This window comes from Mesorhizobium sp. M1348 (assembly GCF_040317925.1).
Taxonomy (GTDB): domain Bacteria; phylum Pseudomonadota; class Alphaproteobacteria; order Rhizobiales; family Rhizobiaceae; genus Mesorhizobium.
This window is the reverse complement of sequence record NZ_JAMYLH010000037.1, coordinates 23773-49974: the sequence shown is the minus strand read 5'-3', so window position 1 is coordinate 49974 and position 26202 is coordinate 23773. Positions and strand designations below refer to the sequence as shown.

The 26202-nt window shown below is 60.2% G+C and carries 18 protein-coding genes and 5 pseudogenes; 14 read left to right on the top strand and 9 right to left on the bottom strand.

The features are described 5' to 3' along the window. The 4 genes and pseudogenes from NKH13_RS32030 to NKH13_RS32010 all read left to right on the top strand — a co-directional run. Nucleotides 1-510: fumarylacetoacetate hydrolase family protein (locus NKH13_RS32030; RefSeq protein ID WP_352916803.1), on the top strand; the 510-nt coding region annotated here is incomplete at its 5' end. Between the two features lie 158 nt (nucleotides 511-668). Beyond that, nucleotides 669-1420: pseudogene (locus NKH13_RS35805) on the top strand (aldo/keto reductase); the annotation flags it as partial. A 176-nt stretch (nucleotides 1421-1596) separates the two neighbouring features. Beyond that, nucleotides 1597-1842, top strand: coding sequence for a GNAT family N-acetyltransferase (locus tag NKH13_RS32015; RefSeq protein ID WP_352916800.1), 246 nt, complete (start codon nucleotides 1597-1599; stop codon nucleotides 1840-1842). 159 nt (nucleotides 1843-2001) lie between these two features. Further along, entirely contained in the window at nucleotides 2002-2751 is a 750-nt protein-coding gene (locus NKH13_RS32010; RefSeq protein ID WP_023677947.1) for an electron transfer flavoprotein subunit beta/FixA family protein, read from the top strand. Between the two features lie 334 nt (nucleotides 2752-3085). Here the strand turns inward: NKH13_RS32010 and NKH13_RS32005 are convergent, their stop codons facing one another. Further along, nucleotides 3086-4132 (bottom strand): IS110 family RNA-guided transposase, encoded by a 1047-nt coding sequence (locus NKH13_RS32005; RefSeq protein ID WP_352916798.1) that lies wholly within the window; start codon nucleotides 4130-4132, stop codon nucleotides 3086-3088. 180 nt (nucleotides 4133-4312) lie between these two features. Between NKH13_RS32005 and NKH13_RS32000 the strand changes: the two genes are divergently transcribed. Together NKH13_RS32000 and NKH13_RS31995 are read left to right on the top strand one after the other, a co-directional pair. Beyond that, entirely contained in the window at nucleotides 4313-5242 is a 930-nt protein-coding gene (locus tag NKH13_RS32000; protein WP_023677946.1) for an electron transfer flavoprotein subunit alpha/FixB family protein, read from the top strand. A gap of 301 nt (nucleotides 5243-5543) precedes the next feature. Continuing rightward, nucleotides 5544-6234: pseudogene (locus tag NKH13_RS31995) on the top strand (IS630 family transposase); the annotation flags it as partial. 260 nt (nucleotides 6235-6494) lie between these two features. On the opposite strand, the pseudogene NKH13_RS31990 reads toward NKH13_RS31995, so the two are convergent. After that, nucleotides 6495-7474: pseudogene (locus NKH13_RS31990) on the bottom strand (IS110 family RNA-guided transposase). A gap of 75 nt (nucleotides 7475-7549) precedes the next feature. Here NKH13_RS31990 and NKH13_RS31985 point away from each other — a divergent pair. The 4 genes and pseudogenes from NKH13_RS31985 to NKH13_RS31970 all read left to right on the top strand — a co-directional run. Beyond that, nucleotides 7550-7804 (top strand): annotated as a pseudogene (locus NKH13_RS31985) (transposase); the annotation flags it as partial. Between the two features lie 143 nt (nucleotides 7805-7947). Then, nucleotides 7948-8808, top strand: a complete 861-nt coding sequence (locus NKH13_RS31980) for a site-specific integrase (protein WP_352916796.1) — start codon at nucleotides 7948-7950, stop codon at nucleotides 8806-8808. A gap of 12 nt (nucleotides 8809-8820) precedes the next feature. Then, entirely contained in the window at nucleotides 8821-9996 is a 1176-nt protein-coding gene (locus tag NKH13_RS31975) for an IS91 family transposase (protein ID WP_352916795.1), read from the top strand. 390 nt (nucleotides 9997-10386) lie between these two features. Then, nucleotides 10387-11138 (top strand): IS5 family transposase gene (locus NKH13_RS31970; protein WP_352916793.1). Its coding sequence is split into 2 segments (ribosomal slippage): nucleotides 10387-10717 and nucleotides 10717-11138, totalling 753 coding nucleotides; the frame shifts between segments, so codons are not numbered across the junction. Between the two features lie 63 nt (nucleotides 11139-11201). On the opposite strand, the pseudogene NKH13_RS31965 reads toward NKH13_RS31970, so the two are convergent. The 6 genes and pseudogenes from NKH13_RS31965 to NKH13_RS31940 all read right to left on the bottom strand — a co-directional run. After that, nucleotides 11202-11766: pseudogene (locus NKH13_RS31965) on the bottom strand (electron transfer flavoprotein subunit beta/FixA family protein); the annotation flags it as partial. A 578-nt stretch (nucleotides 11767-12344) separates the two neighbouring features. Further along, complete coding sequence (locus NKH13_RS31960; protein ID WP_352916808.1) at nucleotides 12345-12602, bottom strand: cytidylyltransferase domain-containing protein; 258 nt, start codon at nucleotides 12600-12602, stop codon at nucleotides 12345-12347. Then, on the bottom strand, nucleotides 12524-12709 hold the full coding sequence (locus tag NKH13_RS31955; protein WP_352916791.1) for a cytidylyltransferase domain-containing protein: 186 nt from the start codon (nucleotides 12707-12709) through the stop codon (nucleotides 12524-12526). The genes NKH13_RS31960 and NKH13_RS31955 overlap by 79 nt, the downstream gene beginning before the upstream one ends. A gap of 48 nt (nucleotides 12710-12757) precedes the next feature. Then, on the bottom strand, nucleotides 12758-13915 hold the full coding sequence (locus tag NKH13_RS31950) for an acyl-CoA dehydrogenase family protein (protein ID WP_352916790.1): 1158 nt from the start codon (nucleotides 13913-13915) through the stop codon (nucleotides 12758-12760). A gap of 305 nt (nucleotides 13916-14220) precedes the next feature. Then, entirely contained in the window at nucleotides 14221-14916 is a 696-nt protein-coding gene (locus tag NKH13_RS31945) for an OmpW/AlkL family protein (protein ID WP_352916788.1), read from the bottom strand. Nucleotides 14917-15103: 187 nt separating this feature from the next. After that, complete coding sequence (locus NKH13_RS31940) at nucleotides 15104-17194, bottom strand: prolyl oligopeptidase family serine peptidase (RefSeq protein WP_352916786.1); 2091 nt, start codon at nucleotides 17192-17194, stop codon at nucleotides 15104-15106. Between the two features lie 1597 nt (nucleotides 17195-18791). On the opposite strand from NKH13_RS31940, the gene NKH13_RS31935 reads away from it, so the two are divergent. The 4 genes from NKH13_RS31935 to NKH13_RS31920 all read left to right on the top strand — a co-directional run bounded on the left by NKH13_RS31935 (nucleotide 18792) and on the right by NKH13_RS31920 (nucleotide 23679). After that, a complete protein-coding gene (locus tag NKH13_RS31935) occupies nucleotides 18792-20054 on the top strand; it encodes a lysine N(6)-hydroxylase/L-ornithine N(5)-oxygenase family protein (protein WP_352916784.1) in 1263 nt (420 codons plus the stop codon). A gap of 506 nt (nucleotides 20055-20560) precedes the next feature. Beyond that, the gene (locus NKH13_RS31930; protein ID WP_352916782.1) at nucleotides 20561-21340 is read left to right on the top strand and encodes a phytanoyl-CoA dioxygenase family protein; all 780 of its coding nucleotides are present in this window, start codon (nucleotides 20561-20563) and stop codon (nucleotides 21338-21340) included. A 22-nt stretch (nucleotides 21341-21362) separates the two neighbouring features. Continuing rightward, nucleotides 21363-21668 (top strand): hypothetical protein, encoded by a 306-nt coding sequence (locus tag NKH13_RS31925; RefSeq protein ID WP_352916780.1) that lies wholly within the window; start codon nucleotides 21363-21365, stop codon nucleotides 21666-21668. Between the two features lie 7 nt (nucleotides 21669-21675). Beyond that, nucleotides 21676-23679, top strand: coding sequence for a class I tRNA ligase family protein (locus NKH13_RS31920; protein WP_352916778.1), 2004 nt, complete (start codon nucleotides 21676-21678; stop codon nucleotides 23677-23679). A 660-nt stretch (nucleotides 23680-24339) separates the two neighbouring features. On the opposite strand, the gene NKH13_RS31915 is transcribed toward NKH13_RS31920, so the two are convergent. Then, nucleotides 24340-25815, bottom strand: a complete 1476-nt coding sequence (locus tag NKH13_RS31915) for an NAD-dependent succinate-semialdehyde dehydrogenase (protein ID WP_352916807.1) — start codon at nucleotides 25813-25815, stop codon at nucleotides 24340-24342. Nucleotides 25816-26202 lie beyond the last annotated feature (387 nt).

Genomic DNA, 26202 nt, shown 5'->3' with positions numbered 1-26202 from the left:
TTGATGCCTCGAGACTCACGGATGCTGGACTGGGAGGCGGAAGTTGCCGTTGTCATTGGTGAGCATGCTTTTGATCTGGCTGAAGAGCATGCGTTATCGGTTGTAGCAGGGTATCTTGTCTGCCACGACGTTTCCGAGCGCCAGTTTCAGCTACATCGTGGGGGGCAATGGATAAAAGGCAAGTCCTGGCCGAGCTTTGGCCCACTTGGACCCTGGCTTGTGACGCCGGATGAAATCCCCGATCCTCAAAACCTGACTCTCTGGCTCACGGTGAATGGGATCACTCGGCAAGCAGGATCGACAGCCAAGATGATTTTCTCATTCAGGCATTTAATTTCGTACATCTCACGTTTCATGGCACTAGAGCCCGGAGACATTATCACGACCGGCACTCCGCACGGCGTGGGGCTTGGAATGAAGCCGCCGGTATTTCTGAAGCCCGGCGACGTGGTGGAGTTAGGGGCCGATGGCCTGGGTCGGCAAAGCCAAACTGTTGTTCTCCGACGATAGGTTTCCAACCCGCCCTCCGTTGACCACCTAACGAAGTGTCGCAGCTCGCGGGCATCCGGGTTGCACACAGAAATTAGAGCAAAAGTGAATTTTAGGCCGTGGATTATACGCGACTAGGAAAGTCCGGTCTCGAGATTAGCCGAATCTGTTTCGGGACCATGTCGTTCGGCAACAAGTCCGAGGTGCGCCCTTGGGTGCTTGGTAAAGATGCGCGGCCGCTGCTCCGGGCGGCCTGGGAAGGCGGCATTAACTTCTTCGACACAGCTAACGTCTATGTGGAAGGCACGTCCGAGGAGATTACGGGCCTTCTGCTGAAGGAACTGGCGCCGCGCGACGAGATCGTGCTGGCGACAAAGGTGTTCAACCGCGTGCGACCTGGCCCGAATGGAGCGGGTTGTCCCGCAAGGCGGTCCTTTCGGAGATCGATTGCAGCCTTAAGCGCTTGGGCACCGACTACATAGACGTCTACCAGATCCACCGCTATGACCCGGCAACGCCGTTCGAGGAAACCATGGAGGCGCTCCACGAGTGGTGAAGGCAGGCAAAGCGCGTTATATCGGCGCCTCGTCGATGTATGCTTGGCAATTCCTCAAGTATCAACACACCGCCGAGCAAATACGTGGACCAAGTTCGTCTCGATGCAGAAGTGAGCCTGAACTATCGCGAGGAAGAGCGCGAGATGCTTTTGCAGGGCAGATGAGGTCGGGGTCATCCCGTAGTCCCCGCTTGGAAGCGGAAAGCTGACGCGGCCGTGGAGCACCGAAACTGATCGTTCAACTACGGACATGTTTCACAGATGTACGAACGCAACGAGGCGAACGACAAGGAGATTGTCGCCGCGGTGGAACAGGTATCTAAGGAGCGCAATGTCTCTATGGCGGACGTCGCGATGGCGTGGGTCCTGCAGAAGGATGGAGGCATGGATAGACGACCAACGTGACCATTTCAAAAAACATGGATATGGCCTTTGGGCGCTCGAGGCTCGGGTAATGACGGGCTTTTCGGCTTCTGCGGCCTTGTTAATGTTCCTTTCCAAGCGCACTTCAGGCCGGCCGTCGAGATCGCCTGGCGGTCGGACCCAGCCCATTGGGGCTAGGCTATGCAACTGAGGCAGCGTCCGCTGCGCTTTCGTTTGGTTTCGAGCGCCTTGCATTAAGCGAAGTTGTTGCCAATGCAGCTGTTGGCAATTCGGCTTCAACACGCGTTATGGAGCGGCTAGGAATGAGCCATCATCCACGAGACGATTTTGACCTTCCAGGTAGAGCGGAAGGGCATCCGTTGCGACGTCAGGTGCTTTATCGTATCGCGGCTGGAAAATGGCTTAAAAAGTAATCCTATGATGGGTTCGAGGAGTCCGAAGGTGGGCGAAGTTTATCCGGCGGTAACGGCACAGAACGGAAAATGTATCTTGGGCGCTGTTATAAGAGACACTTACGATAGTTGAGTTAACCGGTGCAGTGTTGATTTCACAAATCGAAGGGTAATTGTTTCATGAAGATCCTTGTGCCCGTGAAGCGGGTTGTGGATGCGAACGTCAAGGTCCGGGTTAAGGCGGACGGTTCGGCGGTGGAACTCGCCAACGTCAAGATGGCGATGAACCCGTTCGACGAGATTGCGGTCGAAGAGGCGATCCGGCTGAAGGAAGCTGGCAAGGCCGAAGAGATCATCGTCGTGTCGATCGGGCCGCAGCAGGCACAGGAGACCTTGCGCACGGCGCTCGCCATGGGCGCCGACCGCGCCATCCTGGTCAAGACCGACGAGCAGACCGAGCCGCTGGGCGTCGCCAAGGTGCTGAAGGGCGTCGTCGAGGCAGAACAGCCCGGCCTTGTCATTCTCGGCAAGCAGGCGATCGACGACGATTCCAACCAGACCGGCCAGATGCTGGCCGCACTTCTCGGCTGGGCGCAGGGCACCTTCGCCTCCAAGATCGTGCTCGACGGTGACAAGGCCACGGTGACGCGCGAGGTCGATGGCGGCCTGCAGACGCTGGAACTGAAGATGCCGGCGATCGTCACGGCCGATTTGCGGCTGAACCAGCCACGCTACGCGTCTCTGCCCAACATCATGAAGGCCAAGAAGAAGCCGCTCGACGAGAAGAGCCCTGCCGATTACGGCGCCGACGTCAAGCCGCGGCTTAAAGTGATCAAGACCGAGGAGCCGGGCGGCCGCAAGGCGGGCGTCAAGGTCAAGAGCGTCGCCGAACTGGTAGACAAGCTGAAGAACGAAGCCGGCGTGCTCTAAGGAAATCCGATGAGGCCGGCCTGCAAACGGCCGGTTTCTCCGCTTCCGGTGCTCATATGTGGACGGCCCCCTGCTTGCAAGGATTGGATTTGATCGTATGTCGGATCTCTTGCGCTCATATGTCCGGCCTTTTTTCGCGGTCATTGCGGCCGCTGGCCAAGATGGGCTTCGCGGACGGAGAGTTCCAAACACGGACACGGCATTGATTGCCGGTGAGCACCTCGGAATGTCTCGCCTGTCCCGGTTCGACCGATCACACCATCTTCTCCTTTGCTTGCAAGTTCCGGCCTTCAGCGCCGCGCGCGAGCGCCTGACGCCAAACGTTTTGCCTGCCTCATGGTCGCGCCGACGCGGCTTCGGACACGGCGTCGCTCATGGGGCGATAATGCTCGCCGCTGACCATCATTTTCCAAGCAATGCGGGCCAACTTGTTGGCCAGCGCCACCGCCGCCAGCTTGGGGCTTTTGCGCGCAATCAAGGCCTGCAACCACGGCCAGACCCGTTTGCTGCCGCGCCGCATGTGCTGGATGAGAGCGGTGGTACCCGCCACCAGCACACTTCGCAGCATCTCGTCGCCGGCGCGGGTGATCACCCCAAGCCGGTTGCGGCCGGCTGTCGAATGGTTTTTCGGCGTCAGCCCGAGCCAGGCGGCAAAGTCTCGCCCCGACTTGAAGCCATGCGCCTCCGGTACCTTGATCGCCAGAAGCGTCGCTCCGACAGGACCAATCGCCGGCACGACGGCCAGCCGCCGGCTCATTTCGTTCTGCCTGTGAAGCGCCAGAAGCTGTTCATCGAGCGCGGCGATCTCCTCGGCGATCCGCGCATAATCGCGCGCCAATGTCTCGAACATCTGCCTGGCCATGTCCGGGAGCGTCGTATCGGCGCGGATGTCGGCCAGCAGTTCGCCGAGACGGGAAAGCCCCTTGGGCGCGACAAGGCCGAACTCTGCCGCAAAGCCGCGTATCGAATTGGCAAGCTGCGTGCGCCGGCCGATGAACTGCGCGCGCAGCTTCGCCAGCATCTGCGCTCCCTGGTTTTCGGCGCTCCTGACCGGCACAAAACGCATGTTCGGCCGACTCATCGCCTCGCAGATGGCCTCGGCGTCCGCCGCATCCGACTTGCCACGCTTGACATAGGGCTTCACATATTGCGGCGGCAACAGAACCACCTCATGGCCCAGCGCACGCAATTCGCGCGCCCAGTAATGCGCCGCTCCGCAGGCTTCCATGCCCACCTTCAGCGGCCGAAGCTGAGCAAAAAACGCAAGCACCAGGCTGCGTCGCAGTTTCTTGCGCAGCACCGGCTGCTCGGCTTCATTCACCCCATGCAACTGGAAAACGCTCTTTGACGTATCCATGCCAAGGCGAATAAGTTTATCCACGGACGGTCTCCCTTGTTTGAGATCTTCAACGACCTCATTCTGGCACATCACGATGCCGTCGGGGGCCGTCCACCCCAACACGTACTGAAGTACGCTCCGCTCCGGTTCTCGAAACCAACCGTTTTCGACTCGGCCTGACCGGATTTCAGGAGCCTCGAAGACGAAAGTCAGGAAAACATCATGGCTATTCTTCTGATTGCCGAACACGACAACGCTGCGCTTTCCGACCAGACCGCCAAGGCGCTTTCGGCGGCGCTGCAGATCGGTTCGGACGTGCATGTGCTGGTTGCCGGCAAAGGTGCCAAGCCGGCAGCGGATGCCGCCGCCAAGCTCAAGGGCGTCACCAAGGTGCTGCTCGCCGACGCCGACGAACTGACCGAGCGTCTCGCCGAACCGCTGGCGGCACTCGTCGTTTCGCTTGCTGAGCCATACGAGACGATCATCGCGCCGGCGACCTCGTCGGGCAAGAACGTCGCGCCCCGCGTGGCGGCGCTGCTCGATGTCGCCCAGATATCTGAAATCATCGAAGTCGTGTCGCCCGACACCTTCAAGCGGCCGATCTATGCCGGCAACGCCATCCAGACGGTGCAGTCCAGTGACGCCAAGAAGGTCATCACGGTGCGTACCGCTTCCTTCCAGGCAGCGCCCGAGGGCGGTTCCGCGCCGGTCGAGACGGTCCAGGCGGCGGCCAATCCCGGCCTGTCGAGCTTTGTCGAGAACAAGCTCTCCGAGACCGACCGTCCAGAGCTGACCTCGGCCAAGATCATCATCTCGGGCGGCCGTGCGCTGGGCTCCTCCGAGAAGTTCCAGGAGGTCATCCTGCCGGTCGCCGACAAGCTCGGTGCGGCGGTTGGCGCATCTCGCGCCGCCGTCGATGCCGGCTATGCGCCGAACGACTGGCAGGTCGGCCAGACCGGCAAGGTGGTAGCGCCCGACCTTTATATTGCCGTCGGCATCTCCGGTGCCATCCAGCACCTTGCCGGCATGAAGGATTCGAAGGTGATCGTTGCCATCAACAAGGACGAGGAAGCGCCGATCTTCCAGGTCGCCGACTACGGTCTCGTCGGCGATCTCTTCGTCATTCTGCCGGAACTGCAAAAGGCGCTTTGAGCCGCTCATGTTTGCTTTGCTGGTGTTGTCTCCTCCCAAGGCAGACCGGCCCGGCAGCGAGAAATCTTCTGCCGGGCTCTTTGAGACGTGTTGGACATGCCGGTGGTAACTTAGGCCGAGAACCCCGACAGGCAAAGGCTCGCGCTTTGGCAAGGGTCATTGAAAGCGGATGCCGGTTCGCACCGACAGCACGCTTTCGTGACCGTTGATCACTAGAGCACGTCCTGTGATCGATGAATCGATTGTGATGTGACGGCTGCGTTTTGTGCTGATTCAACATCCACCTCGATGGAGGTGGACGATGGGAAGAGCATTGAGCGGTGATCTTCGGTCGCGGGTCTCGAAGGCTTCGGACGAGGGCATGTCGGCGCGGCAAGCGGCGGCGCGGTTCGGCGTGGGAGTGTCCAGCGCGATCCGCTGGATTGCGCGGGCGAAGATCGGCGAACTGGCGCGCCACGCCCGCAGGGCCGCCGCCGCGCCTCCAGCCTCGATGCGCATGAAGCCTTCATCGTCGGGCTGTTCGAGGAGCGCAAGGACATCACGCTGAACGAGATGGTGGAGCGGCTCGTCGCCGAGCAGTCAGTGCGGATCAGCCGCAGCGCCTTGAGCGCCTGGCTTCGCGGTCACGGCTGGACATTCAAAAAAAGTCCGCGCACGCACTGGAGCAGGGTCGCCTCGACATCCTGAAGCGGCGCCGGGACTGGTTCGACGGCCAGCTCGATCTTGATCCGGCGAAGCTCGTGTTCATCGATGAGACCGGCCTCTCCACAAAGATGGCCCGCCTGCGTGGAAGAGCGCCGCGCGGCGAGCGCTGCCGGGCCGGCGTGCCGCATGGCCACTGGAAGACCACGACCTTCACCGGAGCGCTGCGGCTGACGGGCATGACTGCGCTCTTCGTCTACGACGGCGCCATGAACGGCAACTTGTTCCTGGCCTATGTCGAGCAGGTGCTGGTCCCTACATTGTCGGAGGGCGACGTAGTCGTCATGGACATGTGTGGACGCCCCCGTTGGTGCAAGAAGAATTTTTCGAAGAGCGCGGAGCGTGGTCGGGTGCTGACATGTGTCCGGCCTCTGTTGCGGCTGTTACATGCCGCGGGCCCGTATGGGAGTTCGCGGATCGGGTCCAATTCAACCTGGCGCGCTCAAGGCGCGTATCCATGATCTGGTTTTCCCGATCCCGTCTCGTTGACCGATGCGCCATACTCTCCGTTCGACCTTCTCACACCATGGCAGCCCGCTCGAGGAGCGGACTATCCTGCTATGGCCGGCGTTCGATAGGTTTCACCTTTGGCCATTAATGCCCACACGATGCGCGCCATCTTGTTGGCCAAGGCGACGTTGACCAGCATGGGTGGCTTGCGCTCAAGCATCTGCGAAAGCCACGAATCCCCGGTCGACCCCTTCCGCATGGCCCAGCGCACAGCGGCGCTGGCCCCAATGATCAGCAGCCGTCGCAGGGTTCGCTCGCCCATGCGGGATTTCTCGCCGAGCTTTTGCTTGCCGCCCGAAGAACGTTGCAGCGGCGTTAGTCCGAGCCATGCCGCGAAGTCCCGACCTCTCTTGAAGGTCCGAGCGGACGGGGCCAACGCGGCAAGCGCCGTCGCGGTGATCGGTCCTATACCGGGAATCGTCATCAAGCGCTTGGCTTCCGCATCCTCTCTGGCGCGCCGGCCAATCTCTCGGTCGAGCTCGGCCACTCTCGCATCCAGCGACCGCAACTGCTCAACGAGTAAAGACAGGATCGGGCGGGCGGCTTCGGGGACAGTGGGGTCCATCTGCTCGATCGCCGTAACAAGTTTAGTGATGTGGAAGAGGCATTGATCGTCTGGGTCCGCTGGCGAACCACAAGATCGCGGACGCGGAACACAATGGCCGCGGCCTGTTGCTCTTCGCTCTTCACCGCCACGAAACGCATGGTCGGCCTCTGGGCCGCTTCGCAGATCGCTTCCGCGTCGGCTGCATCATTCTTTTGCCGCTTGACGAAAGGCTTGACGTAGCCCGGAGCGATCAGCCGGACGCCATGACCCAGCTTTGCGATCTCCCGCGCCCAATAATGGCTGCCGGCACACGCCTCCATCGCCACCGTGCAAGCCGGCTGCTCAGCTAGGAACCGAAGCACGTGATCGCGGCGCAACTTTTTGCGGAACAGGGTGGCTCCCGACGCATCCGAGCCGTGCGCCTGAAACACGTTCTTCGCCAGGTCCAATCCGATTATGTTAACTTCCAACATGGACGCCTCCGTTCAAGTGATGATCAACGACACCACTTTGGCACAGCGATGCCGTGAGGGGGCGTCCACCCCATCAACCTGCCCGCCCACAAGGCCGCCGGCGTGCGCGACGCGATTGAGGCCGCAGGCGCGAGCCTGCTCTACTTGCCGCCCTACAGTCCCGACTTCAATCCGATTGAGAACGCCTTCGCCAAACTCAAGGCGCTGCTGCGAGCAAAGGCCGAGAGAACCATCAAGGCTCTCTGGGACGCGGTCGGCGCGGTCGTCGACCTCTTCACCCCAGCCGAATGTGCCAACTACTTCAAAGCCGCAGGATATGAACCGGATTAAACAGGACGTGCTCTAAGGCCTGTTGAGATTCAGGATTGAACGAAGCCGCTGCCGCGGCATTTGGTGCGAGGGTTTGCGGATGACGCTTCTGTTTTGAAGGATTGCGGCTGTTGAAGCGCAATCTTGAGAACAGGAGATGAGAGATGGCCGAGTTGAGCCCTCTGCGCCGTCGCATGATCGAGGACATGACGGTCCGCAATCTGTCGCCGGCAACGCAACGATCCTACATTCACGCGGTGGCGAAGTTTTCCCGGTATTTTGGCCGATCGCCCGAGCGGCTTGGCCTTGAGGATGTCCGCGCCTTCCAGGTGTATCTCGTTTCGACCGGGATATCGTGGCCGGCGCTGAACCAGACGGTGTGCGCGCTGCGGTTCTTCTACGGCGTGACGCTTGGCCATGCCGATATCCCGGAACGCATCGCCTATGCCCGCGCACCGCGTACGCTGCCGGTGGTTATGAGCGCCGATGAGGTCGTTCGCTTCCTCGAAGCGGTGCCGAGTCTGAAGACGCGCACGGCATTGACCACGGCCTACGCGGCGGGACTTCGCGCCTCCGAGACCGTTGGCCTGAAGGTCGGCGACATCGACAGCGAACGCGGTGTAATCCTGGTCGAGCATGGCAAGGGCGGCAAAGACCGTTATGTGATGCTGTCGGCGCAGCTGCTTCGGATTCTTCGGGTCTACTGGCGGCTGGCAAAGCCGAAGGATTGGCTGTTTCCGGATCGCGACGCAAATCGCCCCATCGATGTGCAGGTTCTTTATTCGGCCTGTCGTTCGGCGCGTGCGGCCGCCGGGATCGACAAGCGCGTGACAGTCCATACATTGCGACACAGCTTCGCCACGCACCTCCTGGAGAACGGCACCGATATCCGCATCATCCAGGTTCTGCTCGGCCACAACCACCTGTCGAGCACGGCGCGCTACACGAAGGTCTCGAACGGTCTCATCCGGCGGACGGAAAGTCCGCTCGACCGGCTGAAGCTGGAGGTGGTGCCTCCCGGCTGAGCTAGCCTCGCCATGTCGGCGAGACCGGAGGTGGCGGACATTTTCCGCCGCCACGGCGAGCAATATCGGCAGGTCAATGACGGCCATCTCGGGCGGGTCGAGCGCCGCACGATGAGTGCGATCGAACTGTGCCGCACCGCTGAGCTTGGTGGCCATGTCGAAGGATGTCGGTCCTGCGGCACGATCCGCATCGCCTACAATTCCTGTCGCAACCGGCATTGCCCGAAGTGCCAGGGGCAGGCATGCCGGGAATGGCTTGCCGCGCGCGAGGCCGAACTCCTGCCGGTTCCCTATTTCCATGTCGTCTTCACCGTGCCGGCGCAGATCGCTGCGATTGCGTTCCAGAACAAGGCGGCAATCTACACGATCCTGTTCAAGACCGCGGCCGAGACGTTGCGCACGATCGGCGCCGACCCCAAACATCTGGGAGCCGAGATCGGTCTCATCGCGGTGCTGCATAGCTGGGGCCAGAACCTGCACTACCATCCGCACATCCACTGCATCGTGCCGGGAGGTGGCCTTTCGCCCGACGGCACACGTTGGGTCGCTTGCCGGCCGGGGTTCTTCCTGCCGGTGCGCGTCCTGTCGCGCCTGTTTCGGCGGCTCTTCATGGAGCAACTGCAGGCCGCCTATGACGCAGGTCGGCTGAGTTTCTTCGGCGACCTCGCCGAACTGGCAGGGCCCGTTGCCTTCAGGCGCCGGCTTGCCGAGGTCCGGCGTGTCGAATGGGTCGTCTACGCCAAGCCGCCGTTCGGCGGGCCGCAACAGGTGCTGACCTATCTCGGCCGTTACACCCATCGCGTCGCAATCGCCAATTCCAGGCTCGTCAGCATGGCCGACGATCGGATCGCGTTCCGCTGGAGAGATTATCGTCATCGCGGCAAGGCAAAGGTCATGAAGCTCGACGTTCACGAGTTCATCCGGCGCTTCCTGCTGCACACCCTGCCGGATGGGTTCCACCGCATCCGTCATTACGGCTTCCTCGCAAACGGTCATCGCGCCACAAAGCTTGAACTGTGTCGCAGGCTGCTGGATGCGCCAACAGGAAGCCTATCTCACGCCGCCCATGGTGATGCCGCCATCTCGGAAGCACGGCGATGCCCCTGTTGCGGCGGTCAGATGATCACGCTCAGCATCTGGCGGTGTGGAGATGCATCTCCGCACCGCTTCTGGAAGGACACGTCATGATCGCACCAAACGCGTCAGGAACACGGAAGTTCAGCACCGGCCCTCACGCGCGCCGGCAATCCCCTGTCGACCGACGCCATGCAACACGACAAGCTGGATCGATGAGCGGCACCCTTGGCGGCAACATCATACCGGACCATCGGCACAACGCCGTCGCTGGCGCCATCGACGAGCGTCCGGCTACCAGCGACCATGGCGTTCAACAGCCATTCGTCAAAAGCCCAGCACAGTCGGCACCGCCACAATCTCCATAGTGCCAGACCGTCCCGCGGCTTCGCTCAATCCGGCTTACAATGAGGTCCGACGCCGAGCGCGCCTGACCCATCGAGCATGCGGACCTCACAGAAGCCTCCAGATTCCACTGACGGTGGTTTGTGATTCAAGCTTTGGATGGAACGATTTGTGCTGACTGACGCCCAATGGGCGAAGATGGAACCGCATTGCCTGGGTAAGCCAATCGACCCTGGTCGAAGCGGAAGCGACAACCGCCGCTTCATCGAGGCCGTGCTTTGGATCGTGCGTACGGGAAGCCCGTGGCGTGACCTTCCAGCCTTCTTCGGAAGCTGGAACACCGTCTTCAAGCGATACCGCGATTGGGTCAAAGCCGATGTTTTCATTCGGCTTTTCGAGGCCTGTTCGGACCAGCCGGACATGGAGTACGCCATGGTCGACGCAACCATCGTCAAGGTCCACCGCCACGGCCAGGGCGCAAAAGGGGGACTCAACGCCAGGCCATAGGCCGCTCCAAGGGCGGCATGACCACCAAGATTCTTGCGCTCACCGATGCGCTCGGCAATCTCGTGCGCTTCGTTCTCCTGCCTGGGCATCGCTTCGATACGGTGGGCGTCGCGCCGCTCATCGACGGCCTCGCCTTCGGCGGGCTGATCGCCGACAAGGCCTTCGATAGCAACACCATCATCGCCGATCTGAACGAGCGCGGCGCCAAGATCGTCATCTCGCAGCATCAGAGGCGCGCCCTGCCGCTGCCTCTCGACCTCGAACTCTACAAATGGCGTCATCTCATCGAGAACTTCTTCTGCAAACTCAAGGAGTTCAAGCGCATCGCCATGCGAGCTGACAAAACCGACCAGAGCTTCAACGCCATCATCCATCTCGCTGCCGCCGTCATAAACTCACGATGAATCTCAACAGGCCTTAGTGTGCTGCATCCGTTGTGCGCCGGATAGCTACACTCCAAGCGCCGCCTTCCGGCGCGCCTTGACCTCAACACCGAAGACGGCCGGGCTCTGGAGCGGCTTCTTTTTGGCTTTCATGATGTTAGGCAGCAAAGCGTAGCGGGCTGGTTGAGGCGCAGGTCGGCGGTCCCGATCGCCGGCATCTTCAACTCGACCGCCTGCAGGCCGCCGTCGACCTCACGCGCCACCTTGGCCTTGTCGCCGTCGAGCTCGATCTTCGGCGAAGGCTGCCTGGCTCCAGCCGAGCAGGGCCAACAGCATCTGGCCGGTCTGGTTAGCGTCGTCGTCGATCGCCTGCTTGCCGAGGATCACCAGCCCGGGCTGTTCCGCCTCGACCGCGCCCTTGAGGATCTTGGCCACCGTCAGCAGCTCGACCGTCTCGTCGCTCTTAAGGAGGCCGCGGTCTGCACCCAGGCGAGCGCGGTGCGGATCGTCTCCTGGGCCTGGGCCGGCCCGATTGAGACCACGACGATCTCTTCCACCTTGCCCGCTTCCTCCATCCGGATCGCCTCTTCCTTGAGGCGCGGCTTCACGTCGTAATCAACCACGCGTTTCACTGGACCAAAAGTTTCATTGAAGTCTCCACGATTTGTTATCGACAAGTGTGGACAGAACTTCGACGTTCCATCTTAGAGTGCCTTAACGAGCTGAGTCAGCGTACCGGCATGATCTTCAACACGGCCCCCATCCTTGAGGCATATTGGTTTCAATATCGGTCCGTCTCCGGTCGGGCGGATTTTCCCGATAGCAGCGCTCGTTCCAGATGTTCGACGTCGCTAGGATTGTTGAGTTCCAAAAACTCTTGCCCGTCGCCCGCAACCTGTTACACATGCATGGTATGCCCATTTTCCAAGAAGCGCAGTTGCTCGAGATTTTCAGAGCGTTCATGTGGACCAACAGGCAATTGGGCAAATCCCTTCAGACATCTCACTCGGTATATAGAGACCGACGTAATGATATGCGCACGTCCCCCAGCGTCTCTGCCGAGGAACCGAGCGGGGGAGCGCCTTTGAAAAATACAGCGCGCGATTTCTTGCATCGAATACGCTGGTGGTGGCACCGATCCGGTGATTGCGAATGTCCTCGGCGATCCGAAGGTAGCTTTCGGCGCTGCATTTGATGACAGGAGTGACCGCGTCAGCTTCGAGTCGCTCATCCAGAAAGCTGAGAATACTGGCGATGAAACCCGAAGGCACTAGGTGGAGCGTCGCCCTGAAGGTTGACTACAAGATCGTCATCATCGAGGCCAAACATTCTGGCGGCCTCCGCCACCCTTTCGGTCTCGTTGCGACACGAGGCGCCGGTGAGCAGCGCCGTGCAGCCGTATCCTTCTACTGCGGCCGAAATCCAATCGTCGTCGGTCGTAACATACACTCCATCGACGCCGCCGACCTTCCAGGCGACATCAATCGTGTGCAGGATTGCGGCCTTTTATTGAGGTCGACCAGGGGCTTACCCGGAAACCGAGTTGATCCGTAGCGCGCAGGAATTATTATTATTGCCCGTTTACTGTACAATTGCGAACCTGCTCGATTAAAATCAGCCGAATACCGTCTCGTTAGACATCATAGAATTCCGGCTTCAGCTTGCTTTCTAAGTTGACGGGCAATAATCATGCGCTGGATTTGATTGGTTCCGTCCCAGATTTGATGGATTTTGGCATCGCGATAAAACCGCTCGATCAGATATTCTTTGGAGTAGCCATAGCCGCCGAATATTTGAAGAGCATTAGAAACATTCCTCACGCACATATCGCCAGCGAAGAGCTTGGCATGCGACGACTCCTTGGTGAAGGGCAGACCAGCATCTCGACGACAGGCGGCATTCCAGATTAGCAATCGGGCCGCCTCTATTTCGGCCGACATGTCGGCTAACATGAATTGGATAGCCTGATGGTCAAAGATCAGTTGTCCGAATTGGCTCCGCTCGAGTGAATAGGCGAGTGCGCTCTCCATTGCGGCCTGCGCGAGCCCCACTGCTTGCGACGCCGCACCCAATCGCCCTGGGCCATCCAGTCCCTGCATGACAACCCGGAAACCCTCGTCTCCACCAAGCTGGCTCGATACCGGAATGCGACACTCATCGAAAAAGACAGGGGATGTGCCGAAACCGCGAATGCCCATAAGATCGAGCTTCTCGCCAACGACCAGGCCCGGAGCGTCGCGCGGAACGATATACGTGCGAATGCCTTTGTGGCGTAGCTCTCGATCCACGGTCGCAACGACGATGAAGTGGTCCGCGTATGCCGCGCCAGAAATGAACATCTTTTGCCCATTTAAAACGACCTCGTCTCCCTTATGGCGCGCGGTTGTGCGGACCGACGCGGCGTCCGAACCGGTATCCGGCTCAGTAAGGGCGAAAGAGCATAGCTTCTCCCCTCGGATCAGAGGCGGTATATACTTTTCCTTCTGCTCGCGGGTCCCGCGCGTAGAAATATACTGTATCATCCCGTCGGTGAGGGTGATACCGTTGGACACGGTAGAGGACGCCCTTGCAATCTCTTCGACTACAATGCACCAACTAAGCGTATCGGCGCTCTGCCCGCCAAACTCTTCGGGAGCAGTTACACCAAGGAAGCCTAATCCTGCTAAACGTCGATGCAAATCCCAATCAAATTTTGCCAACTCGTCAATTTCTGCAGCGCGGGTTGCGACCTCGGCCTTTGCGAAGCTACGGGCCAGATCGCGAATCGCGACTTGTTCAGCAGATAACTCACAGTACATATGCTTTCTCCAAAGTTACTGTTCGCGAAAATTCGCTACCGGTCAGGGCGCGCGCTGTTGGAGGACAACCGGAGGGCCGATGGCTCACCAGCAAGCCTCCACAATCGGGCGCTATGCGTCGGGGGTCATCGATAGAATTGATCAGAACGTTCCCCTGTTTTCCGGCACCTCCCAGCCCATGGGCAATAGGCTGCCTGTTCGAATGATCGGGGTCGATTCGCCTGTGCAGGGCCAGGGTAAAAAGGGCGCACAAGGCGCCCTTCATTTCAGATCGGCTGTCGGCAAGCCGCCTTCGCCTTTGGTTATCAGAAACGGTAGGCGACACCTGCGCCTATCAACCAGGGATCGAGCGCCGCTTTTCCCGTCAGTTTCGCCCCGGCCACGGTGACGTCGAAGTCTGGCTTCAGGAAAAGCTTCTTCACGTCGAAGTTGACCCCCCAGTGCTGATCCACCATGTAGTCGAACCCGACCTGCAGCGCGGTGCCGAACGTGTTCTTAACCTTGAGAGCGTCGGCGCTGCCGACATCCTGGTTATAGAATATCGTGTAGTTCACGCCGGCGCCGACATAGGGCTTGAAAGCGCCGAAGTTGGTAAAACGATACTGCAATGTGAGCGTAGGCGGCAGCAGCCAAACCTTGCCTATATTGCCCAGCCCGCCGATCGTTCCTTGACCCTCGATGTTCGCATAGGTGGTGCCGAGTATGAGCTCGGCGGCGATGTTATCCGTGAAGAAATAAGAGATATCGAGCTCCGGCGTGACGGTGTCCGAATAGGAAAGATCGGAGCCGGGCGCGCCATTGACGTAGCCCGAATCCTCAGTGATGACCCCCAACGCACGCAGGCGGATCTGCCAAGGGCTTGGCACTTCCGTGACCGAGGTTCCCGCCTGCGGGACGCTCGCCGCTTGCGCAAGGTCCGCCGCGACGGCCTGCTGTCCCATCACGATGAGGACAACGGCCGCTGTTACTCCCCGCGCCGCGCGCATTTGGTTTCTCGCCATGGTATTCTCTCCTTGCTGTTTAGAAATGATGCACTGAACTACGAAAAGTCTTGCTCGAATTGCGTGAGATTGGCGGAGCGCTCAGCGCAGTTTGCGTGGGACCGCGCACACATTATTCGCGCCGTGCTCGCAACATCGACCTGTACTCACTGATTGAAAGGTTGCTCTTTGTCTGGGTCCCGACCACCTATCGAACACCATCAGCTTGCCAGCCGATCGCACTGCGAAGGAAATTGGTGCCCAAGGCAATGAATGCGGCCCGCTCCCGATTGTCCTTGCCGCAGCTGTGGCCGCCCGCGCTGGGCTCGTAGAAGTAAGCGGGATAGCCAAGAGCCTGCAGCTTTTCGGCCATCTTACGCCCGTGGCCCGGGTGGACGCGGTCGTCCCGTTTGGTGGTGGCAAGCAGGATCGGCGGATAGGGATGTCCCGGCGTTGCGGCGTGATAGGCGGAGATTTCCTTTATGAAAATCCATTCCTCCGGCTTGTCGGGATCGCCATATTCGTCAATCCAGCTCGCGCCCGCCAAAAGCTTGGTGTAGCGGCGCATGTCGACAAGCGGCATTTTGCAGAACAGTGCGCCGCAACGCTCTGGATAGCGGGTAAGCATATTGGCGATCAGAATGCCGCCATTTGAGCCGCCCTCGGCGGCAATCCGCCTCGGCAGCGTAATGCCCCTTCGCACGAGGTCGGCGGCAACTGCGGCGAAATCGTCATGGGCGAGACGCTTGCCCTCCCTGCGCCCAGCCTCGTGCCAACGGGTGCCGAACTCTCCGCCGCCCCGGATGTTCGCCACCACGCACGTGCCGCCGCGTTCGAGCCACAGCTTGCCGAGCGAGGAGTTGTAGTGGGGCAGGCGCGATAGGCCGAACCCGCCGTAGACGGTGAGGTGAACCGGGGCGTCCCCGTTCCCGTTCGCCGGACCGACCAGCGTATAGGGGATCATCTCACCATCAGTCGAGACTGCCTCGCGGCGGGTGACCACCAGCCCGGATGCGTCGAAATTCTCCGGGTTGCGCTTAAGGATTACTGGAGCGCCGAGAGGCGCCGCGGCGTTGAGGTCTAATAGGAGAAGCTTCGGCGGCGTGATCGGGTCCTGAGCCGAAATGAGGACCTCTCCATTGGTCTCGTGACGTTCCGCATCGAGCGACCGAAGGTGAACAGTCCCTTCGGCAGGCACGGTGTCCAGCGCTCGGCGCGTCCATTCCTGGCGGCCGGGGGTGAACATCTCGAAACGCGAATCGAGGTTGACGAGGTAGGAGATAATGAGCTTCCCGTTATTCCAGAAGAATGACTGCAGGGAGCGCCTGTCGCCTGGTTCAAAGAGGATGGCAAAACTTCGCTCGCCGGGGATGAAGGAGGAAAGCGAGATGCCGATCAGCGCGTCCGCGGCATGGGTCATCCCTCCCACTGCCCATGGCTTGCGCGGCTTTACCGCCAGCCAATCGCCGAAGGCGCTCCACGAGGCGTCCCGAGGAAGGTCGATCCGCATCTTCGGCCCGCTCCTGTCACCGATTCGGCCGATCTTCTCGAAGAAGGTCGACTGCTCGATGAACCAGAGGCGCTCGCTCTCGGCGGTGCGGTCCAGACGGCCGGACACGCCGAGGGATTCGGAACCGGTCTCGAAGATTACCGGCGCGGTGAGAGGATCCGCGCCACGCTTCCACAGCCGCACGGTGCGCGCGTAGCCGGAGCGGGTGGCCATGCCATCACCAAGCGCACTAGAAAGCAGAAGCGTGTCAGGGTCGAGCCAATTAACCCCGCCCTTGGCCTCCGCAAGGTTGAAACCGTCGGCGACGAAGCTAAGAGACTCCAGATCGAATTCGCGATGCACGACCGCCTCGCTGCCGCCGCGCGACAGGCCCAGAACGGCTCTTTCCCGTCTCTCCGGCTCAAGGGATGCGCCGCGCCAGATCCAGTCCTCTCCGTCGCTAGCGGCGAGGGCGTCCAGATCAAGCAGTAGCTCCCAACGGGGATCCTTCTTCATGTAGGCGGCAAGGGTGGTCCGGCGCCACAGTCCGCGCGGATTTCCGGCATCTTGCCAGAAATTGTAGAGGTACGGGCCGCGGCGGGTGATCAAGGGAATCTTGTCAGGACGGTCGAAGATCGCTGTCAGGGCGTCACGGTCGCGATCGAACTGTGTTACACCGAAGTGCCCCAGGGTTCTGGCCGACTGGCTGGCGGCCCAGTCAAGTGCCCGTTCGCCTTCTACATCTTCGAGCCAAAGATAGGGATCATCGTCGGGAGCATTCAGCGTTGGGCGGAAATCGAATGCGGTCATGTCCGGCTAACCCGAAGTGTGATGTCGCCCGGAAAACAGGCGGAAAGTCTTCCGTCCCGGGAAAGCTCAGTTTTCGCCGCTGCGACCGCATGTTCGGCGCGCATGATCATGGGATGATTTCTCCTCTTTCCGTGCCGCAGCGCGTTTTGCGGACTGCGTTGCAGGTCTCGTGCCAAATGAGAAAATCATTTCAGAACAATGCGATCACCCTGACCGCGCTGTGTCTCATGTCCGACATCGTCGAAAATCCGACAACGAGTGCAGCCGTGAGCGCTTGATAGAACCTCGTGTGCGAGCTCGGTGGGCACTGCGGAATAAGCAGTGAATCTCACCGCGAAACTGGCCGAGCTTCGGACCGACATCGGCGACGGGGCGATCGACGGCCACTACGTCGCCGGTGTCGGGCGCGGCACAGCCTGAAGACTCCGCGGCGGCGATCATCGAATAGCTGCGTTTACGATGGCTCCATCTTGGCCCACCGGTGGGCGCGCAAAAGGCTGCTTTGCGGCCTCATCCCTCCGCCTGGATTGAGTCGCAGGGACCGAATGGCGCACGTGCTTTTGGAACCGGCAGAGTGGCCATAACGCAATTGTCTTCCGGCTATCTTTACAAGATTCGACAATCCAGTTGGTGAAGGCCCCATATCGCGCAAAGCATTGATGCGCTTAGGTCTGGGCATGCGCCCATCCGCAACCATCTCATCAAGAGCATCGATCCGACACCAACATAGAGAATTGCTTCCCCCTGAGAGAGCCCTCGCGGCGGACATGAGATTGCGTCACTCTTCATGATCGCGGCCTCCGAGGATGTCGGGATCGAGCCAGTGCAACGGCACCATAGGGCGACAGCTCTTGCAACTGCCGACCTCGATGGGAGAGGCACATCGCGATCTGTCCGGCAGAGACGCAACGTTCTGCACTGTCCGTTCATGAAGACGTCGTGCTGGTCTCCATAAGAGAAGTATTCTGGTGCAGAAAGTGCCCGATTAGCTATTCGGAAAAAGACGACATCGACGTGCAAATCGAGCGCCGCCGTGAGGCGTCCCTCAATGTCGGATTTCCAACAGGTTCGCAAATCCGCCAACCCATTGTTAAATAAAGTTTTCCTTCTCTGGCACGGCCCATGCATGGGGTTCTGCGAACGCATCAGCGAGACCTCCTCCATGATCATGCGCACCGAAAATGCCGTCGCCGCAGTGAAAACCACGCTCTCGCCTGCCATCAGCCGCCGAAAGGCGGCGCGTCATGGTCGAGGCGGCGATTGCGCCGGCCTCAAACACCTTAATGGGCTGGAAAGCGTTCGCGTGACCGCGACGCGGGCACCAGAGCGGGCGGAAAGGACATACGTCGTTGCCCCACGTAGCCGGTATGACCCGTCGATTGTCACCGCGCTGGAATGCTCGGGTCTACATTCGACGACCCGAACGCGCTGGACAAATTCTCGCAAACCCGGTCGGGACCGGGGCTCGAAACGTCCGCGAGGGGGCCCAATGGCTATGGCCGATACTCGCCGCGAACAAGCCGCCTAGTGGGAAGACTCTATAGGAGGAAAGCAAGTGGAGTTATCTTGCGTTGGGGTCGGTGCGGGGCCGTCTAATTTGAGCCTTGCGTGTCAGATACACGAGCAAGTTGGGCAAGGGGCACTGTTCCTGGATCGGCAGGTCGACTTCCGCTGGCATCCAGGCATCGCATTCGATTCCTCGGAGCTCCAGGTCAGCCACTTCAAGGATCTGGTCACGCTGGTGAATCCGCGATCAGCCTACACTTTCGTAAACTTCCTGCACGAGAACGGGCGTCTGTATCACTTCCTGAACACACAGTTCGAAGCCGTGCTCAGAGTTGAGTTCGAGCAATACCTGAACTGGGCCTTCCACAGGAACCCACTTGTCCGTGGCGGCGAGACCGTGCACGAAATCCGCTTTGACGGCGAGTTTCGGGTGCGGACGGATAAGGCGGTTCTCGGCGCCGGAAACGTCGTGGTTGGCATTGGCAAGCAGGCGCAAATCCCGCCTCAGTTTCAGGGCTGGATTGGACGCAACCTGTTCCACTCATCTGTTTTACTGCACATCCACCCTGAGGTGCGGAGAAAGCATGTCTGCGTGGTCGGCGGAGGCCAGTCGGGAGCCGAGGTGATGTTGCATCTTGTCGGCCTGCCGAAAGAACGGCGGCCTGCCTCGATCACTTGGGTCTCGCAGCGCGAAAACTATCTGCCTCTGGACAACAGCCCGTTCACAAACGAGTTGTTCATGCCCTGCTTTTCGGATCGTTTCGCGGCGATGAGCGAGTCGCAGCGTAAGCTGCTCCTGCGGCGTTTCGTGCTTGCCTCGGACGGCATTTCGGAAAGCACGTTGCGCGCGATCTATCAGGCGCTGTACCGCCACGCATTTTTCGAGCCAAACCGATCCGACATCACACTGCGGCCGGGCTGCACCGTCTCACACTGCATCAACGCCGGCGCGGGTCACAGGCTGACCCTGCAGCACGGCATGGTCGAAGTCGAAGAAGTCACGGCTGACATGGTCATCCTGGCCACCGGCTACGAGAACGCGGTGCCAGACTTCTTGGAACCCATCGCACACCGGCTGGAGCAGATCGACAATGAATTAACTATTCGCGAGGATTTTTCGGTGAGCTGGGACGGACCGTGTGACAGACGCATCTTCGTACAAAACGCGAGCCTCGGGCAGCGCGGCCTGGCCGATCCGAACCTAAGCCTGCTGGCCTGGCGCGCGCGCCGCATCCTCGATAGCCTTCTTGGGCGCGCGCCATGCGCGAACCCCGAGCATCCTGGCTTCATAAGCCATACCTCGATCGAGAGCTGGCCCGCCCCCGCAGCCGAAGAAATGGGCAGCGGGATATGACTCGTAGACTTTTGATCATCGGCGGTGGCATCCTAGGAATGATGTCCGCCTCCGCTGCGGCGAAGGCCGGAGGCTTCTCCGAAATCATCGTGACCGAACAAGCCCTTGGACCAAGCGGCGCATCGCATTATTCTGGGGGCGTGCATTTCCCCTACGGTTGTCAAGACCGTACCAGGTCGCTCACTCGAAAGAGCGCCGTGGTCTTGGCGGCCATGGCTGGGTCGGCGGTCAGCGGATGGTGCCGGCCTTTAGCGATGCGTGTCGTGGCTGGACCGGGTGAAGCGATTGATCCGGCCCAGTTTACGGAACCCCTGGACCCGGCTGAGCCTGACATAGGCAGTCTCGCGCCGAGCTTCTGCGGACAATATCCGCCGGAGCGGAACGCACTTAGCATCGCCGTCCCACATGACGTGAGTCCGTCTCCGTGGACCCGCAACTTGACCAGCGCCCGACTGCCCTAATTGGGATGTCCGACCAACCAGTCTTTCCAACAGGAGGCTTTTCGCATGTTGACTGATGCACAAAGAGAAAAGTGGCAGAAAGACGGATACGTCAGGCTCGAAAGGTTCTTCGCTCCAGCGGCTCAGGAAGATATCTCTACTTTTGTCGAAGATATGTCACGCTGGGATGTCAGCGATGATAAATGGCTCATGTGGTTCGAGAAGACGACGGACAATCGAAAGATCATCTCCAAGATCGAGAATTTTCTCGACTTCCATAATCCATTGCGTCATTTGCTCTTAGAAGATCAGCGCATAAAGTCAGCGGTCGAGGATTTGCTTGGCGAAGATTCGCGCAGGCTCAAGGAGTTGCTGATTTTCCACTACCCCGACAGCGGCGGCTATCTCCCGCATCAGGACATTTATCACATTCCACACAAACTCCCCGACCGGATGGTCCATGCGGTGGTTGCCATAGGCATCGACGACTCCGACCCGGAAAACGGCGGGCTTTTCTTCAGCCCCGGCAACCACAAGAAGGGGGTGTTTCCCATGGATGCCGGTGGGGTGATCGATCCTCAAGTCGCCGAAATGTTCTCCTGGGAACCCGTAGTATGGAAGGCTGGCGACATCTTCATCTTCGACGATTACGCACCGCACTACTCACGACCGAACAAAAGCAATCGTTCGCGGCGGACACTCTACTTGGTGTTCCAGCGTGCTTCAACCGGTGGACCGACCCGCGCTGAATATAACGTGCTTAAGCGCGCCCTTAACCCGCCCGAGGGCAAAGTGGCCGATCTCGACAAACTCAAGCCCCCAAATGGCATTTTCTATCGCGATTGAGCTCACGCAGCCAGGCGGAGGCATGCACACGAAACTGATCGACCGCTCAAAAATGCGCGGAGAGTATGGCGTTCTGATTTGCGGGCTCGCGGAGCATCGACCGCAGCCCGTTACGACGCTTTGGCACGTGGATTGTGGAGGTGGTCGCAGGCCGGTCTTCTATGACGCCTACAGCCCGACTGGCGCGCCCCTCGTCGCCCGCCTGGCGGCCCAGAGCCGCATTATTCTGGCCGGGGCCGCCAACGGGTTGGGCTACCGTTTCTCTCCAGAAATTGCACGGGAGGCTGTTGCGTTGGCAGCCGAAGATCCCACTGCTTCAACAGCTTAGGTTCGTCATGCGCAAATACACGTTTTCTCGAACGGAGCTGTCGCGCGCGTTCGGTATCGACATGGCCACGCTTGGAACGGGAAGCGCTCGCAGGGGGTTTTCATTCGGAAAGGTTGGACCCGGCGTCACATCCGAGCCCCATCGGCACGACGAAATCGAGGCCTTCGTGATCCTGTCTGGCGCGGGCAAGGTCACGACCGACCGTGGGGAAATCTCGGTCGAGGCCGGCGATGTCGTTCTGTTCCACCCTTTTGAAGCGCATGTGCTGCGCAACGATGGGGACGAAGACCTAAGTTTCGTCGATGTCTACTGGCGAGACGGCGAGGCCGCCCTTGATGCCGCTGCAAAGACCACGGCTCCACGCGGGCCGATCTTCGTCTTCTCCACGCCGCCAACGCCAAATGGCGATCTGCATCTGGGGCATCTTTCTGGCCCCTATTTCGGCGCCGACGTCTATACTCGTTTCCTGCGCATGAAAGGAGTCGACGCATATCACCTCACTGGAAGCGATGACAACCAGAGCTACGTCACGACACGCGCCGATGCCGATCAGTCGACGCCTGAAAACGTGGCGCGCTACTACGCCGACGAGATTCGCGCCACGCTTGCACTTCTCGATTGTGACGTCCACAGCTTCCAACCCACAATGGGCGATGACGGTTACGGTGAGTTTCAAGCCGCGTGTTTCCGCAGTCTTCTGAGCAGCACGGCGGTAGATCTGCGTCAGAGCCCTGCGCTTTTCGATGCTGTAACAGGCCACTATCTTTACGAGCCGGATGTTAGCGGCCTCTGCCCCGATTGCGGCGGCTCCGCCGGTGGCAACATCTGCGAGGAATGCGGCGCCCCAAACCTTTGCCACGACTTGGGTGCAGCCCGGTCACGGCAGTCTGCCGAGGCGCCGCTGGTCGGCTCCGTCCACCGCCCGGAACTTGCCTTGGACCGATGCTACGACAATATCGACCGGCATCTAAGGGCGTCGGGCGTCCCGCTACGGATCTTGGATCTCTTTGCGCGCCTACGCCGACGCGGCAACTTTTCAGTGCCCATTACCCACCCCTCGGACTGGGGCCTGCCGGCCGAAGGGTTCCCGGGGCAAGTGATCTGGGTCTGGCCGGAAATGGCCTTCGGTTTTCTTTACAACATCCAGGCGCTCGGCCGCTTGCTGGGTCGCGACTGGAAGGCGGAGATGCCCGGCAACGACTGGCAGATTGTCCATTTCTTCGGCTTCGACAATTCGTTCTACCACGCGCTACTCTACCCCGCTCTTTACGCCGAGGTCTTCTCCCACTGGACGCCACGCATCCACTATCACGTCAACGAGTTCTACCTGCTCGACGGCAAGAAGTTCTCAACCAGCTGCCGCCATGCGGTCTGGGGCAAGGAGGTTCTGAGCCCAAAGACAGTCGACGTCGTGCGCCTCCATTTGGGCCTGACACGCCCGGAAGGTGAGCGGACGGATTTCACGCTGGACGCGCTGCGCCGCACCGAGAACGAGGTGTTCCAAGGGATTTGGCTGAACTGGCTTGATGCGTTGAACCAGGAAATCAAGCAGGATTTTGCCGGCCGTGTACCCGATGCAGGCGACTGGGGCCCGGTCGACCGCGCCTTCTTTGCTCGGATAGAGATCTATCGCGCGGCGATGGAGCGCGCCTATTCGGAGGAAGGCTTCTCTGTCCGGCGCGCGGCCGCTCAGGTCTGCGATTTCGTGCGCGATTGCGTGATCTACCGTCGGGCGCGAGACTATGCGGCGGCGCGACGTTTCTATCCCGCCCGCAATCGGACTTCGCTAGCCCTTCAGACGACGGCCGCTGCGATCCTGGTACCGACACTCGCTCCGCTGATGCCCCGATTCGCCAAAACGCTGGCGCGAGGCATCGATGGCGTCTCAACCGAAACATGGCCCCGGTCCGTCCAGCGCCTTGCGCCCGGGACGCGCTTTGATCTCGGACCCGTGTTGGTGTTCTACGCCAAATCCGGCAATCCTCATCTCGATGAGGAGGAAGCACTGTGAGCCCAAAGGTGCATCAGTGAGCTATCCCAATCTCGACCAGATCTGCGCGGCAATCAAAGCCGATGATGCCAAATATCTTTACTCGCTGTCACTGGCGACCGAACCCGCTATCAGACGGTAGAGACCAGATTGGCGGACCTGAACCAACGCATCGTCGACACCCTGGCCCGCGCCTTCGAGGACCGCTCGGCCGATCGCTTCCCAGCCCTTGCTGTTTCGTGCCGCAAATGCCGTGTGGGCTCGACTGCGCTGACCAACCTCTTCGGCATCGCGGGATTTCCGTCCTCCAGCCGGTCAAGACTGTCATGCGGTTCGAGGCGCTTGGTCAACCTGGCGCGCCCTGGATCGTGCGCCGATCACGATGGTGCACAAGCTTCCAACCAGACCCGCGCAACGACAGCCCGTCGCCTGAAGATACTCGGCGAGGGCCGCCAAATCCCTCGCAAGCGTATCCTCCGTCACATGCACGCCGTCGTCGCCGACAATGCAGACGCTTGTCTCGTCGAGAGATAAACCCAGCCAGGGTGCTCCTTCAGGATTGCGTGTTTGCTCGGCTACGGAGCCGCCCCTCAGTTCCCAATCGAGGAGCGATCCTACAATTCACATATTTGGAGATCGCTCGCTAGGTTACCCGGTCTGTGAACCCTGCAAGCCGAAAATTCAGATGCCGCCCATGCAGAGATATTTCATTTCGAGGTAGTCCTCGAGGCCATGGCGGGATCCCTCCCGCCCGATGCCGGACTGTTTAATCCCACCGAACGGCGCCGCTTCTGAAGACATCCGGCCGGTATTTACCCCGACCATTCCATATTCCAAGGCCTCGGCCACACGCCAGACACGCTTCAGGTTGGAGGCATAAAAGTAGGCCGCGAGGCCGTAGATCGTGTCGTTGGCCTCACGCACGACCTGATCCGCATCTTTGAAGCGAATAATCGGTGCCAGCGGCCCGAATGTCTCTTCTTGCGCGACGGTCATCTCGCTGGAGACACCGGTCAGGACTGTCGGTTGGAAAAAAGTGCCATTCGTGCCGATGCGTTTGCCCCCGCATCGAATTGCGCCGCCTTTGGCGACGGCATCGGCAATATGGGATTCGATCTTGGCTAAAGCGTGCTTGTCGATGAGCGGTCCGATGTCCACTCCGGGAGCGAAACCGTCACCAACTTGAAGTTGGCGAGCCCGTTGCACGAATTTCTCGACGAACTCGTCGTGAACGCCCGACTGGACGTAAAGGCGGTTCGCCGAAACGCAGGTCTGGCCGGCATTGCGGAACTTCGCCTGGATCGCACCGTCAACCGCAGCATCGATATCGGCATCATCGAAGACGATGAAAGGTGCATTGCCGCCGAGCTCAAGGCTGACTTTTTTGATCTGGTCCGAGCACTGGCGCATGAGAAGGCGCCCGATCTCAGTCGACCCGGTGAAGCTGATCTTGCGGACCTTGGGATTGGTACAAAGTTCGCGGCCGACCGCGTCACCTTCGGACGCATAGATCAGGTTGACGACCCCTTCGGGAAGGCCAGCCTGATGGGCGAGGGCGAACATTGCTCCCGCTACGAGCGGCGTCTGTTCAGCGGGCTTGAGGACGATCGTGCAGCCCGCCGCCAAGGCTGGCGAGATTTTGCGCGCCACCATCGAGGCCGGGAAATTCCATGGCGTTATCGTGCCAACAACTCCGATGGGCTGCTTGATTACCAGCATTCGGCGGTCCATCGATGGTGCGGAGATCGTCTCGCCATAGACGCGATTAGCCTCCTCGGCGTACCATTGCAGATACGCCGCAGCATGCGATATCTCCGACTTGGCTTCTGCAAGCGGCTTGCCCATCTCCGCGGTGAGAATCTCGGCGAGATCGTCGGCGTGGTCGATGATCAACTGATGCCATCGCCATAGAACGTCGCTGCGCTCACGTGCGGTCAACCCTGCCCATCCAGGCTGAGCGACATAGGCCTTGTCGATCGCAGCGCATGTCTCCTCGACACCCATGTCGGGTAGTTCTGCCAGCACTTCGCCAGTCGACGGGTTGAGGACCTCAAATGTCCGCTCGTTAGTCCGCGTGCCAAGTGCCGGCAGGCGATCAATGGGTCCAAACAGGTCAGCGGATCTCAGGTGACGGATCATCGGCAGGCACAGGGGCAATACCGGATTCCTCCTCAACGCAGCAGGTATATATAGCAGGTGCGGTGTGTACTCCGCGACGTCCGGGTTCCTTATAGGGCCTCGGCCAGACAGCTGGTAGACCACGGTACCCAACTGGAAACGGAGAATACCTGAATACGCTAGAAGATGCCTCGCGGTTCTACTAGTCGAACGATTGAACAACGGACATCGGCTTCGCCAGCCGCGCGGAGTGGATGCTGGTGGCCTGCGCCTACAATCTGCGGACCCCGAATCGGCGATTCTATCCACTCGAAGAGAGGCTGGCCTGAGGAGGAGCGCACCCCAATAATGACGCCTGAACCGGCAAATGCCTGGCAAGGCCCGCGAAAACCGCTCCTCGCGGCTTTAAATAGATCCCGTTTACCC

Coding starts and splice junctions, on each gene's coding strand:
- NKH13_RS32010 (WP_023677947.1), top strand. CDS start 2,002: ATGAAGATCCTTGTGCCCGTGAAGCGGGTTGTGGATGCGAACGTCAAG.
- NKH13_RS31930 (WP_352916782.1), top strand. CDS start 20,561: ATGTTGACTGATGCACAAAGAGAAAAGTGGCAGAAAGACGGATACGTC.
- NKH13_RS31920 (WP_352916778.1), top strand. CDS start 21,676: ATGCGCAAATACACGTTTTCTCGAACGGAGCTGTCGCGCGCGTTCGGT.
- NKH13_RS31980 (WP_352916796.1), top strand. CDS start 7,948: ATGGCCGAGTTGAGCCCTCTGCGCCGTCGCATGATCGAGGACATGACG.
- NKH13_RS31950 (WP_352916790.1), bottom strand. CDS start 13,915: ATGTACTGTGAGTTATCTGCTGAACAAGTCGCGATTCGCGATCTGGCC.
- NKH13_RS31975 (WP_352916795.1), top strand. CDS start 8,821: ATGTCGGCGAGACCGGAGGTGGCGGACATTTTCCGCCGCCACGGCGAG.
- NKH13_RS31925 (WP_352916780.1), top strand. CDS start 21,363: ATGCACACGAAACTGATCGACCGCTCAAAAATGCGCGGAGAGTATGGC.
- NKH13_RS31940 (WP_352916786.1), bottom strand. CDS start 17,194: ATGACCGCATTCGATTTCCGCCCAACGCTGAATGCTCCCGACGATGAT.
- NKH13_RS31945 (WP_352916788.1), bottom strand. CDS start 14,916: ATGGCGAGAAACCAAATGCGCGCGGCGCGGGGAGTAACAGCGGCCGTT.
- NKH13_RS32000 (WP_023677946.1), top strand. CDS start 4,313: ATGGCTATTCTTCTGATTGCCGAACACGACAACGCTGCGCTTTCCGAC.